A 13,341-nucleotide genomic window follows, 5' to 3' on the forward strand; every position below is an offset into this window, starting at 1 on the left:
CGCTCAGTTCCTCTCCGCTAGAGCGTCGGCGGTTCCCAGCAGTACGGCCGGCCGCTCCTCGAGCACCCTCTGCCGGTCGTAGGGGTTGACGAAACGGCGGCCCGCCCGGGGGCCGTCGCTCCGCAGCGCCCGCAGGGCGGAGATCACGATGATGAGGATCACGCCGAACCAGATCAGGTTCATCGGCTTGGCGATCCGCTTGACCGTCGTCCAGAAGCCTGCCGTGTCCTGCCAGCCGTCGGTGTTGTTCTGCCCGACGGTCGGGGCCCCCGTGGTCCGGCCGGTGTCGAGCGCGCCGCGGCCGGCGCCGCCCAGGGTGTTACCCGTGATCTTGCTGCCCGTGGCCGTGCCGAGCACCGAGATCGCGTGCAACGAGGCCGACTCCACGGTGTTCGCCACGACCGTGGCCGTGGAGTTCCGTACGTAGATCGCGGTCTGGGTGTCCCGCACGATGTTGCCGCTGACCCGAGCCGACTTCACCCCGTCGCGGAGGACGATGCCCTGGCTGCGCTGACCCCTGAGACGGTTGCCGGAGATCTGGGCGTCGGTGGCGTCCTTGCTCACCACGATGCCCATCTCCCCCCCGACCACCTCTGTGGTCTGCACGACGGGCTTGACGCCGCCCTGGATCTCCACGCCGTAACGGCCGTTGTCGCGGGCCGTGCTGCTGATCACCGAGCTGCCGCCGAAGCTGCGCAGCGACTCACCGGACGCCGACGGCCCTCGCGCCAGCGGCAGACCGCTGATCGTGAAGCCGTTGCCGGTGTTGTGCGCGGCCGTCGAGCCGGTGATCGTGACGTTCTGCGTGCCCCGGGACAGGACGAACCCGTCACCCCGGCTGCCGGTCACGGTGACGTTCTCGATGGTGGCGTTGCGCGCGAACCGGTGCAGGAGCACGCCGTGCACCAGGCTGTCGGCGACCGAGACGTTGATGATCCGCGTCTCGTCGGAGGCCGTGATGAAGATCCCGTACGCGTTGCCGACGATCCTGGTGTCGGTGATGACGCCGGTGACCAGGTTGGCATCGGGCAGCCGATAGGACACCTTCCCGCCGCCGGCTCCGTTGGAGATCTCGACCTCGTCGTCGTCGCCCCTGACCGGCACGAGGAGCCCGTTGGGCAGGAGCACCCGCTCCTGGGGGCCGGAGGACCGGTGGGAGAGGATGGCCGGGACGGGAACCTGCTCCGCGTTTCGGGTCGGCCGGTCGCTTCCCGTCAGCGCCAGCCCGCCGGTGGGGCCGCTCCAGAAGCCGAGATGCTCCACGACCGCGTGGCTCATCCGGAGTTCCCCGCCGACGACCCGCATGTAGGCCCGCCCGTCGGAGACCTTGGTGTCCGCCGTCCGGGCATGGGGGTCCCAGCTCGTCAGCTGTACTGGGTTCTGGGCCGAGCCGTTGATCCGGATGCTCGCGCCGAAGCCGACGATCGAGACGAAGGTGCCGGGCTCGCTGCGCATCCGGATCACGAGCGGCCCGGTGGCGTTCTGCAGCACCAGCTTGGCGCCCGGACCGAGGAACAGGTTGATCCCGAGGAGGTAGGAGCCGTCCTGCTGCTTCTGGAACTGCTCCATGCCGAGGCGTTCCAGGTCGGTGATCCGGTACGGCTCGCGGCGCTGCGGCAGCACCAGCGTCCGGCCGTTGGCCGAGCTGGAGATGTGCGGAATGCGGGCCTGGGCCGCGGCCGGGCCGCCCCGTGCGAGCGCCGAGGAGAGCGTCGCGCGGGTCTGCATGATCCGCAGGTCCTCCTGGTCGACCAGGGCCGACTGCTGCTGCGCGGCCGCCTGGGACACCTGGTCGACGCCCGGTGGCGGTGCGGGGCGATCGAGGTAGGAGAGGTACGACCAGGTGGCCGCCGCGACCAGGCCCAGCACCAGGATCACGAGGAGGGGGCGGCCCTTCCGCCGCTGTGAGCCGCTCATCCGGCGGCCTCCGCCGTCGGGGCCGAGTTCGCGTGCAGCGGGAACGACGGGGAACGGTGCACCGCATGGGCCCTGCTGTGCGCCGGGTTGCCCGCCGCCGCGGCGGCGTGCCGCAGCACCGTGACAGGCCGCTCCGCGAGCACCCGCTGGCGCTCGTAGGGGTTGTGGATCCGGGTTCGGCGCCGCGGCCGATCGCCGGCGCCGCGGGAGCGGAGCGCCGACACGATCACCAGGAGGATGACTCCGGCCCAGATCAGGTTCATGGGCTTCACGTAGCGCTTGGCCTTGACCCAGAACGACGACGTGTCGTGCCAGAGATGGTCGTCGTTGTTGTGCAGGTTCAGGTCGCCGTGTGCCCGGGCGGAGCTGATGGCGCTGGTCCCCGCCCCGACGATGGTGTTCCGGGCGATCTCGGACGCTCCGTCGTCGCCGACAAGGGTGATCCCGTGGGCCTTGGGCATCGGTGCGGTCCTGATCGTGTTTCCGATGATCTTCCCGTTGGAGCCGCGCAGGTAGATCCCGGTGAGGGCGTCCGAGATCGTGTTGCCGGCCACCTGCGCGCCGGTGGCCCCGTCGCGCAGCGCGATCGCCTGGCGGCGCTGGCCCCTCAGCTTGTTGCCGGAGATCTGCACCCCGCTCGCGCCCTCGCGCACCACGATGCCCATGTCGCCCCCGATGACCTCGCTGGTCTGTACGGCCAGCCGGCTGCCGCCGAGCACCTCGATGCCGTACCGCGCGTTGTCGCGGGCGACGCTGTTGTTGACCGAGCTGTCGCCGTAGACGGCCAGTGACTCGCCGCTCGCGGACGGGCCGTCCGCGAGGGCCCGGCCGTTGAGGGTGAAGCCGTTGCGCCCGTTCCGCTCGGCGAGGCAGTCCGTGATCCGCACCTTCTCGGTCGCCCGCGACAGCACGAACCCGTCGCCGCCGCTGCCGATCACCTTGGTCCCCTCGATCTTCGCGTTCTTCGCGAACCGGTGCATGAACACGCCGTGCACCAGGCTGCCGACGATCTCGTCGTCGACGATCCGCGTCTGGTTGGAGCCGGAGACGAAGAGGCCGTACGCGTTGCCGGTGATGACGCTGTGCTCTATCGACCCGGACACCAGCTCGTCCGCGAGCACGTGCGAGGCCGTGCCGGGACCGATCGGGATGGTCTCGACGTCGCCGAAGTTGCTCCCGCCCTTCTCGGACCCGGCGTTCGCCATACGCTCCCGCTTGTCCTGGTGGCGTTGCGCCTTATTGCGGTGCCGGTAGGCGCTGGCCGGCCGTTCGGTGCCGGTGAGCGCGATGCCCCCGGTGCGGCCGCTCCAGAACCCCAGGTGATCGACGTGCGCGTACGCCATCTCGAAGACGCCGCCGACGGCGCGGATGTAGGCGCGGCCGTCGGCCACGGTCTCGTCCGGCTTCTCCGTCCGGACGTCCCAGCTGGAGATCCGTACCGGATCGTTCGCAGTGCCCTTGATCTCGATGTTCCCGCCGAACGCGACGATCGAGCTGAACGAGCCCGGCAGGCTGCCCATGCGCAGCGTCAGCGGGGCGCGCAACTGCAGAGTCGCCCCGTCGGCCACGAAGACGTGGACGCCGAGCAGGTAGGAGCCGTCCTTCATCCGGCGCAGGTAGCGGCCCTTCTCGACGGCCATCAGGTCCTTGAGCGTGTACGGCGCACCGGTGTTGCGCGCGGGCAGCACCAGCGTCCGGCCGTGGACCGACGAGAAGACCTGTGGCTGCTTGCGCTGGGCGGCCGCGACGCCGCCCGTCTGCATCAGGGCCGTGAGCGCGGCGCGGGTCTCGACGATCCGCTGGTCCTCGACGTCCACGAGGGTGGCCTGAGCCTCGGCGTCGTCCGCCGAGATCATGCCGGTCTTCAGGATGTCGTCGCCCGCCATGACCGCCTTCTCCGGCGGCGCGGTGGCTTCCGGCTGCGGCGTCTGGTCCGGAGCCGGGGTGTCCGTCACGACCTGTCCGGGTCTCGGCACCGGGCCGGCCCCGGGAGTCGGCGCGGCCCTCATCGGATTGGCCTTCATCGGGGTGGCCTTCGGCGTCGCGCCGGCCTTGTCTTGGCCGTCCTTGGACGTGTGGCCTGCTTTGGCGGTGTGGCTGGGCGTCGGGGCCGGGGCGTCGGCCGTGGTCGGCTCGGCCGTCGGGGTCGGGCTGTCCAGCGGGACGACGATCTCGGGCGGGTCGGTGGGGGAGGCGGCCGCGACCGCCACGCCGTTCCCCACTCCGAGCGCCAGCGCCGCCGCCATCAGGAGGGCGCGCGTGACAGACGTCATCTCAGGCCATTCCCTTGAGGGTGGCGGCGCTCTGGCCCGCCCCACCGACCTGGTCGGAGGTGCGGGTCAGCCAGCCCTGCTTGTTCATCGTGAAGAACGCCCACAGCTTGATCGGGAGCGCGATCATGATGACCACGAGGACGAGCAGCGGCAGCAGCAGGATCTCCCCGGGGTGGCGGCGCAGGTGCGACCAGCCGCGGATGCCCCGGCCGAGGAGCACCCAGCCGAGGGAGAGCCCGATCCCCGCCGGGGTGGGCTCCAGCCGGCTGAACAGCAGGTAGGCGAGCGTGATGCCCATGGTCACGGGGGTGAGCAGGATCTGCAGGACGGTGACCTTGGTGACCAGAGGAGTCCTCCACAGCCACCCCTTCCACAGCGCCGTCAGGTAGCACCGGTAGGAGTTGCGGCTCCACCGCACACGCTGCTTGACGAAGGCACGGAAGGAGTCGGGGAACATCGAGATGGCGCGCGCCGAGGACTGGTGGACGGTCTTGTACCCGGAGGCGAGGACGAGCCAGGTGAGCCGGCCGTCGTCGCCGGCGATGCACCGGCGGCCGAGGAAGAACTCGTTCTCCAGGTGGTGGACGACCGGGAGGACGGCCGAGCGCCGGTAGGCGGCGGTCCGGCCGGACAGGCACGCCACGCCACCCCGGCTGCCCATCGCCGGCACGTAGTCGTAGTAGCGGAGGTTGACCAGCCAGTCCGCGATGCGCCGCCAGATGCTGCTGGTCCGCTGGTACACGTTCTGCTGGGTGCCGACGCCGCCGACGGCCGGGTCCTCGAAGGGCATCTGCACGGCGTCCAGCAGACCGGGCTGCCACCAGGTGTCGGAGTCGGCGAAGACGAGGATGTCGCACCGGGCCGCCCGGATGCCGACCCCCAGCGCGGAGCGCTTGCCCGCGTGCTCGTAGATCAGGACCTGCAGCCGGCTGTCCGTCACCTGCGCGAGCTTGGCGTGGCACTCGGTGTCGGCGACGTCGACGACGATGATCACTTCGGTCGGGTTCTGGGACAGCCAGCTGGCCAGGCAGCGGATCAGGATCTCGGGATCCTCCCGATAGGACGGGATCACCACGGACGTCGTCGTCCGATAGCTGTTCACGATCGGCCTGGCCAGCCGGGACAGGACCACCCGATAGAGCCACAGACCCCAGACGAGCAGGCCGGCCAGCCCGAGTGGGATCACGTCCCGCCAGGACCCGTTGGCACTGGAGCGGACAACCCATTCATAGGCAGCATCGAGCCAATTCGAATTAGACGCCACGGATCCTCCTGGGCGTTCGCCCGCCAGCCCACGTGATTCTGGGCAACCCACATCAACAGTGCGGTAGCGACGATAGAGGCTGATTTGCGGTAAATGCTTGGAACGCTCCACTCGTTATCAATGTGAAAGATAGGGAACCGGATGCCTATGGGGTTCGTGAGGTGGCGTCGCGTCGCCGCGGGGCGCCCGACTCGGGCCGGCACCGGCGTAGGAGTGGCAAAGCGGGGCATGCCGCACACATGATCCCAGACCGGCGGCCGTGGGTCGCACCGGGGTCGCCAGGGCATTAACCGGATGGATTACTTCGAGTAAGTGTCAACTTTTATAAGGGTGCCAGTCAGAATATGCCGACATATATTCTGGAAGCGTCTTTTGGTTGTATGACTGATTGGGATAGATTTTACCGTCAGTTAACTTTCGGGCGGAGGTCTGCTGGTGAGTCTGGCCGAGGGCGTGCGGTTCGGAGTGCTCGGGCCGCTTCGGGCTGAGGTGGGCGGCCGACCGGCAAGGCTGGGCGGCCCCCGCCAGCGGGCTCTGCTGGCGCTGCTGCTGATCGCGCCGGGGAGGATCATCTCGGCGGAGCGAATCCTCTCCGAGGTGTGGGAAGGCTCCCGGCTGCCTTCCGTGACGACGCTTCATGGGCATATCAACGATCTGCGCACGGCGCTGGAGCCGGAACGGGCCCCCCGCGCTCCGGCCCGGCTGCTGGTGCGCGAGGGACCCGGATACGCCCTTCGAGTCGCCCCCGCCGCGATCGACGCCGAGCGCTTCACCGGTCTGGCGGCGCGTGGCCGGCGGGCCCTGGACGACGACGAACCGGAACGCGCCGCGGAACTCCTCGGAGAAGCGCTCGCGCTCTGGCGGGGCCCGGCCTATGCGGACATAGGCGAGGCCGCGTTCGCCGTGCCCGAGGCGAACCGGCTGGAAGACCTGCGGGCCACGGTGCAGGAGGACCGGCTCGCCGCCGTCATCGCGTCCGGACAGCACGCCGCGGCCGTGGGCGAGCTGGAGGCACTGGTGGCCGAGCATCCGCTGCGGGAACGCGGCTGGGAACTGCTCGCCCTGTCGCTCTACAGGTCCGGGCGGCAGGCCGACGCGCTCGCCGCGCTTCGCGCTGTGCGCGGACGGCTGGCCGACGAACTCGGCATCGACCCTGGACGAGGGCTGCGCGACCTGGAAGCGGCCGTGCTCGCCCAGGATTCGCGGCTGGCCCCCGTAGCCGTGAAGCCCGGCCGTGTGTCCTCCCCCGAGCCGCAAGCCGCCGCTCCGGCGCCGCCTTCGGGCAATCTCCCCTTCGCGCTGTCCAGTTTCGTCGGCCGCGGTGGCGACCTCACGGCGGTCGCCGGTCTGCTGGACGAGCACCGGCTGGTCACGCTTACCGGCCCGGGCGGGGTCGGCAAGACCCGCCTGGCCCTGGAGGCGGCACGCGCCCGTGCCGACGCCGACGGACCCTGGCTGGCGGAACTGGCAGGTCTGCACACACCCGAGCTGCTCACCGCCACCGTCGCCGCCGCCTTGGGGCTGCCCGCGACGTCGTCCCCGGATCAGCTGGCCGGAATGCTCGCCCACCGCGACCTGCTGATCGTCCTGGACAACTGCGAGCACCTGCTGGTCCCTGCCGCCATGCTCGTCCACACGCTGCTGGCCCGCTGCGGCGGCGTACGGATCCTGGCCACCAGCCGCGAACCCCTGGGCATCACGGGGGAAACCGTCTATGAAGTGCCGTCCCTGAATGCCGCCACGGACGCCGCGGAGCTCTTCCTCCGCCGTGCGGCGGCTGCCCAGCCCGGCTGGGCGCCCGGGCCGGGCGACCGGGAAAAGATCGCCGACCTGTGCGCGGGGCTCGACGGCATTCCGCTGGCCATCGAGCTCGCCGCCGCGCAGTGCCGCACGCTGTCCGTCGGCCAGATCGCCGATGCCCTGCAGGACCGCTTCACCCTGCTGGTGGGCGGGTCGGCCGGACGGCCGGACCGCCATCGCACCCTGCTGGACACGGTCGCCTGGAGCGATCAGCTGCTGCAGCCGGCGGAACGCCGGCTCTTCTACCGGCTCGGCGTGCTCCGCGCCGGCTTCGACCTCGAGGCGGCCGCCGCCGTCGGAGGAGTCACCCCCGTGCTGGCTCCGCTTTCGGCACTGGTCCGCAAATCGCTGGTCACCGCCGAACCTGGCACGGGGCCACGCCGCTACCGGATGCTGGAGACCCTTCGTCAGTACGCCTTGGGCGCGGTTTCCCCCGACGAGCTGGCCGGGGCCCAGGAACGCCATCGCGCGTGGGCCCTGACCCGGGCAGAGAGCGCCGAACGCCACCTCCGAGGCCCGCAGGGGGCGGTGTTGCTGGACGGGCTGAGCCGGGACCAGCCGGAGTTCCGGGCCGCTTTCGCCTCCGCGCTGGCGGCGGGCGACGGCGACTACGCGCTGCGGCTGGGCGCGGCGCTCTTCTGGTTCTGGTTCCGGATGGGCCATGTCGGGGAGGGGCTCGCCTGGCTGTCCGAGGCTTTCGCGGCCGCCCCCGAGGCCGGTCCGGGCACCCGGGCGCGTGCCCGGTTCGCCGTCGCCTCACTCCGCTACCTGGCCGGTCAGACGGCGCAGGCCCACCAGGCGGCGCGTACGGCCGTCGAGGAGGCCCACGAGGCCGGCGACCTGGTGACCGAGGCGAGCGCGACCGCCTACACCGCCTACTTGGGCCTGCTGGCCCGGGTTCCCCTCGACGCGGCGCCCCTCGCCCGCACGGCCGTCGAGATCGCCCGGCGCAGCGCCCAGGGCTGGCTGGAGGCCGAGACGCTCATGGTCCAGGGCATGGTGCTCCGAATCCTGGGGGACCTGCCGAGCGCGGACGCCGTCCTCCAGGAGGCGATCGCCGCCGCCCACGCCAGCGGCCATGATTGGGTCGCGGACGGGGCGGCCTGGTGCGACTTGAAGACGGCCTCGGACGGCGGGGACGGCTTCCGGGCACTGGCCATCGCGGGGGAGATCCTGGCCACGATGGATCGTTACGGTGACATCTCCTTCTGGCTGGTAACGGTCCACAGCGCGGCGCGCGCCCTCGCGCTGACCGGGCAGGCCGAGCAGGCGGCCGTGCTGATGGGCGCGGTGGAGGCCATCGGTGAGCGGGCCGGTGTCTCCCCGGAGCTGATGGACCCGATTGACGGGCCGCGCGAGGCCGCCGCCGTACGCGGGGCGCTGCCGCCGGACGAGTACGACCGCCATGCGGCCCGCGGGCGCACGCTGTCCCGGCAGGAGGCGAGCGCCCTGCTGGCCGGCCTGATCGCACCTCGCCGAGTTCCAAGTGAGACTTAAAACCGGTCGCTGACCAGGGCGTTTTCAGGACAAGTCATTTCCTAGTGCCCGCCAAGCGGCGACCCGCATCCTCGTTGTCGTGAAGCAAGCGCCGCCCCGCACGGGCGGCCCGGCAACGAGGTGAACCATGATCAAGCGAATGGTCCGTACCGTCGCGACGGCCGCGATCGCCCTGGGAGTCATCGCCGGCCTGGGCGGGACCGCCGCCCACGCCGCCACCGGAGACCCCTCCCAGTGGTCCGTGGCCGGAGACCCCTCCCAGTGGGGCTGATCGGCCCTCCGCAGTCCCCGTCCGCCCTCGGCCGGCCCGCGCTCATGCGGGGGCCGCGCTCCGGCGGGCTCACATCGGCTCTCCGGCCCGGGAGAAGAGAACCCGGCCACTCAATGACACGCCCGCCCGTGGAGGCGGGAAACCAAGGAAAGGACATCCCAATGAACAAGCGCATCACCGCCCGCGTCCTGCTCGCCGCCACCGCCGTGGCCGGTGGACTGCTGGCCACCGCCGCCCCCGCCCTCGCGTACACGACCGGCGCGGGCAACGCGGTCTGGGTCGACCCGGGCACAACCAGATCGTTCCTGGTGATGTGTCCCTCGTACGCCCCCACGATGCTGACGAACACGATCAACATCACCGCCGGTCCCGCGGTGTCGGTCTCGACCAGCCTGGACACCGACTCCGACGCCTTCAGCCGTGACAAGCTCACGGTCACGGCCACGAACGGAGGCGCCGCCCGCGTCTACGTGTCCGTCAAGGCGACCTGCAGCAGCTGATCATTCCGTCGGCTCAGGGGGCTACCGGGGAATCGGGGGCTGGGGGCTCGGGGTTCGGGGGGCTCGGGGGTTCTGGGATGGCGGCCGTTTCGGTTACCCTCGCACAAGATCTGTGCGAGGGAGGCCGATGGAACGGGTCGATGTCGCCAGGGTCGATGTCGCCACTGTGCGGTTCGGGGTGCTCGGTCCGCTCCGGGCCGAGCGGGGCGGACAGGCGATCCGTCTGGGCGGCCCCCGGCAGCGGGCGGTCCTCGCCGTCCTGCTGATGGCCCGGGGGAGGATGGTGCCCGCCGAGCGGATCATGTCCGATGTATGGGAGGGATCCCCGCCCTCGTCGCCGACCAGCCTGCACGTGTACATCTCCGAGTTGCGCAGGGCGCTGGAGCCGGAGCGGGAGGTGCGCGCCCCCGCCGGGCTCCTGGTCCGTGAGGGCCCCGGGTATGCGCTGCGCGTCGATCCGGCCGCGGTCGACGCCGAGCGTTTCGCGGACATGGCCGTGGCCGGGCGGCGCGCTCTGAACGGCGGAAGGCCCGGTCCCGCCGAGGAACTCCTCAGCGAGGCGCTGGACCTGTGGCGTGGTTCCGCCTACGCGGACTTCGCCGGCTCCGGCTTCGCCCTGTCGGAGGTGGCACGGCTGGAGGCGCTGCGCGCCGCCGCGTACGAGGACCGGCTGGCCGCCGCCATCGAGCTGGGCCGGCATGCCGCCGTGGTCGGCGAGCTGGAGGCACTGGTGGCCGAGCAGCCGCTGCGGGAACGCGGCTGGGAACTGCTCGCCCTCGCGCTGTACAGGTCGGGGCGGCAGGCCGACGCCGGCGCGGCGTTGCGCGCGATACGGCGACGGCTCGCCGACGAGCTCGGCATCGACCCCGGCCCTGGACTGCGCGACCTGGAGTCGGCGGTGCTCGCCCAGGACCCGCGGCTCGATCTGCGGCTCGATCCGCCGCCCGCCCGCGTTGCCGGCACCACTGGAGCCACCACCCTCTCCGAGGCCGGCCCCGCCGTACGGCCCGGCCGGGAGGCAGCGGCGGCGCCCACCGGCAACCTGCCGTTCGCGTTGTCGAGCTTCGTGGGGCGTACGGAGGACATCGCCGCTGTCCGCGGCCTGCTCGCCGACTACCGGCTGGTCACCCTCACCGGCCCGGGCGGGGTGGGCAAGACCCGCCTCGCCCTGGAGACGGCCAGAGGCCGTACCGCCGACACCGCCGACACCGCCGACACTGGCGACACTGGCGACACTGGCGACGCGGATGGGCCGTGGCTGGTGGAGCTGGCCGGCCTCACCTCGCCCGAACTGCTACCGGCCACCGTCGCCGCCGCCCTGGGAATCCCGGGAGCGGCCGGCACCGAAGAGGTGGCGGCCGTGCTCGCCGGGCGGCGGCTGCTGCTGGTGCTCGACAACTGCGAGCACCTCCTGGACGCGACCAGTGCCCTCACCGGCGTGCTGCTGAGCCGCTGCGGGGGCTTGCGTGTGCTGGCCACCAGCCGCGAACCGCTGGGCGTGGAAGGCGAGGCGGTCTATGAGGTCCCGCCGCTCGACCCTGCCGGAGACGGCACGGAACTCTTCCGGAGAAGGGTCGCCGCGGCGCTTCCCGCGTGGACTCCCGACCCGGGCGACATCGACCGGATCCCGAGGCTCTGCGCCGGCCTCGACGGGATCCCGCTCGCCATCGAACTGGCCGCCGCGCAATGCCGGATGCTCTCCGTCGGCCAGATCGCCGACGCTCTGGAAAACCGCTTCGACGTGCTGGTCGACGGCCCGCTCGACCTGCCCGCTAGGCATCGTGCGCTGGAGGCCACCGTCGCCTGGAGCCACCAGTTGCTCGAACCGGAGGAGCAACGGCTCTTCCACCGCTTGAGCGTGTTCGCCGCCGGATTCGATCTCGACGCCGCGGGCGCGGTGGGGGCCCGGACTCCCGTCCTGCCTCCCCTGGCGGCACTGGTCCGCAAGTCGCTGGTCAGCGTCGAGCCAGGCACCGCGCCCCGCCGCTACCGGCTGCTGGAGACGCTGCGTCAGTACGCGCTGCGGGGACTCGACCCGGACGACCTCGCGCGGACCCAGGTACGCCACCGGGCCTGGGCCCTGTCGCAGGCCGAAAGCGCCGAGCGCAGGCTTCACGGCCCGCAGGCGGCCGAGCTGCTGGGCCGGCTGACCCGGGAGCAGCCGGAGTTCCGCGCCGCCTTCGCCTCCGCGCTGGCGTCCGGGGACGGCGACTACATGCTGCGGCTCGGCGGCGCACTGTACTGGTTCTGGTACCGCATGGGCCACATCGCCGAAGGCCTGTCCTGGATGTCCAGGGCCTTCGAGGCGGCGCCGGAGGCCGAGCCGCCGGTCCGGGCGCGGGCGCGCCTCGCCGTGAGCGGGCTCAGCTACCTGGCCGGGCGGCCGGCGCAGGCGTACGAGGCCGTCGTGCTGGCCGAACGGGAGGCCCGGGAGGCCGGCGACCCGATCGTGGAGGCCTCCTCCCGGATCTATCAGACGCACTTCGGCGTGCTCGCCGGCGTCCCCCTCGACGCTCCGGCCGTGGCCCGCAACGCCGTCGAGCTCGCGCGGCGCACCGGGGAGGACTGGCTGGTCGCCGAGGCCCTGATGGTGCAGGGCATGCTCGCCCGCGTCATGGGAGACCTTCCGGCGGCCGCCGCCGTACTGGCCGAAGCCGTCTGCGTCGCGGACGCCTGCGGCCACGACTGGGCGTCCGGCTCGTCGGCCTGGGCAGGGATGAAGACCGCCTGCGACCGCGGCGACGGACGGCGCGCGCTGGAGATCGCGGCCGACATCCTGAACGCGCTCGACCGCCACGACGACGTCACGTCCCGGCTCGTGCTCATCCACACCGCCGCCCACGCCCTCGCGCTGACCGGCCAGGCCGAGCAGGCGGCGGTGCTGATGGGCGGAGTGGACGCCGTCGGCCGCCGGGTGGGTTTCTCCCCCGAGCTGATGGACCCGCTGGACGGCCCCCGCGAGGCCGCGGCCGTACGCGACGCCCTCCCGCCGGACAGGTACGAACGCCTGGCGGCGCGGGGACGCGAACTGTCCCTGCCGGAACTGGCTGCCTTCCTGGTCGGTCTGCTCGCGAACCACTGAGGGGGCCTGCGCACCACGCGATCGAGGCCCCTCGTACGTCCTGCGGGCTCAGGAGAACAGCCTGAGTACGTCCTCCGAGGTCAGGCAGCCGGCCGTCGCCAGATCCAGGTTGGCGAGCGACGCGTGGTGAGCCTCGTCGGTCGCGGCCGTGACGCAATCGCTGACGGTGTGGACGGTGAGGCCGAGGTCGGTGCCGTGCCTGGCGGTCTGCTCGACCGTAAGGTTGGTGGCGACTCCGGTCACCAGCAGCGTGTCTATCCCGTGCTCGGCCAGCCACTGGGGGAGGTGGTTACCGGCCAGGCCGGACAGCTTCTGGTTGTCGACCACCTGGTCGATCTCGGCCAGAGTCCGCATCTCCGGGATCAACTGCGCCCCCGGAGCGTCCGGACGGAAGGCCTCCTGCGCATCGCCGACCGCGTTCATGAAGCCCGTGTTGCGCACCAGACCACCACCTCCCACAGGTACGGTGAACCGGGTGAAGATCACCGGCAGTCCTGCGGCGCGCATGGATTGGTGGAACCGCACGGCACGGTCCACGACGCCACTGCGCGCGACCGGCTCGCCGAGCATCGCGCCGAAGAATCCCTCGGGCTTGATGACGTTCAGCTGCCAGTGCAGAGCGAGAACGGCGGCAGTCCGCGGATCGTAGGTCATGGTCACGATCCTGCCGTACTACCTCTCCGCGCCGAAACCGTCGCCGCCGTCGCCATCAGATGTCCATCGGGATCGGCCGCAGT

The 13,341-nt window shown here is 71.6% G+C and carries 8 protein-coding genes; 4 read left to right on the forward strand and 4 right to left on the reverse strand.

Features of this window, described 5'->3' with window-relative positions:
* Positions 1-3: 3 nt before the first annotated feature.
* From ABH927_RS19975 to ABH927_RS19985, 3 genes are read right to left on the reverse strand one after another with little or no spacing between them, the layout of a single operon-like run.
* On the reverse strand, positions 4-1,917 hold the full coding sequence (locus ABH927_RS19975) for a right-handed parallel beta-helix repeat-containing protein (RefSeq protein ID WP_370023670.1): 1,914 nt from the start codon (positions 1,915-1,917) through the stop codon (positions 4-6).
* The gene (locus ABH927_RS19980) at positions 1,914-4,190 is read right to left on the reverse strand and encodes a right-handed parallel beta-helix repeat-containing protein (RefSeq protein ID WP_370023672.1); all 2,277 of its coding nucleotides are present in this window, start codon (positions 4,188-4,190) and stop codon (positions 1,914-1,916) included. The genes ABH927_RS19975 and ABH927_RS19980 overlap by 4 nt, the downstream gene beginning before the upstream one ends.
* Before the next feature lies 1 nt (position 4,191).
* Positions 4,192-5,376 (reverse strand): glycosyltransferase family 2 protein, encoded by a 1,185-nt coding sequence (locus ABH927_RS19985; protein ID WP_370023674.1) that lies wholly within the window; start codon positions 5,374-5,376, stop codon positions 4,192-4,194.
* 513 nt (positions 5,377-5,889) lie between these two features.
* Here ABH927_RS19985 and ABH927_RS19990 point away from each other — a divergent pair.
* The 4 genes from ABH927_RS19990 to ABH927_RS20005 all read left to right on the forward strand — a co-directional run bounded on the left by ABH927_RS19990 (position 5,890) and on the right by ABH927_RS20005 (position 12,604).
* Positions 5,890-8,751 carry a BTAD domain-containing putative transcriptional regulator gene (locus ABH927_RS19990; protein WP_370023676.1) on the forward strand — a complete coding sequence of 954 codons (2,862 nt, stop codon included), beginning with the start codon at positions 5,890-5,892 and terminating at the stop codon, positions 8,749-8,751.
* A gap of 127 nt (positions 8,752-8,878) precedes the next feature.
* The gene (locus ABH927_RS19995) at positions 8,879-9,022 is read left to right on the forward strand and encodes a hypothetical protein (RefSeq protein ID WP_370023678.1); all 144 of its coding nucleotides are present in this window, start codon (positions 8,879-8,881) and stop codon (positions 9,020-9,022) included.
* A 161-nt stretch (positions 9,023-9,183) separates the two neighbouring features.
* On the forward strand, positions 9,184-9,522 hold the full coding sequence (locus ABH927_RS20000; RefSeq protein ID WP_370023680.1) for a hypothetical protein: 339 nt from the start codon (positions 9,184-9,186) through the stop codon (positions 9,520-9,522).
* Between the two features lie 127 nt (positions 9,523-9,649).
* Complete coding sequence (locus ABH927_RS20005) at positions 9,650-12,604, forward strand: BTAD domain-containing putative transcriptional regulator (RefSeq protein ID WP_370023682.1); 2,955 nt, start codon at positions 9,650-9,652, stop codon at positions 12,602-12,604.
* Between the two features lie 48 nt (positions 12,605-12,652).
* Here the strand turns inward: ABH927_RS20005 and ABH927_RS20010 are convergent, their stop codons facing one another.
* Entirely contained in the window at positions 12,653-13,258 is a 606-nt protein-coding gene (locus ABH927_RS20010; RefSeq protein WP_370023684.1) for a cysteine hydrolase, read from the reverse strand.
* Positions 13,259-13,341: the final 83 nt, after the last annotated feature.

Source organism: Planotetraspora sp. GP83 (assembly GCF_041262585.1).
Taxonomy (GTDB): Bacteria; Actinomycetota; Actinomycetes; order Streptosporangiales; family Streptosporangiaceae; genus JAOEGB01.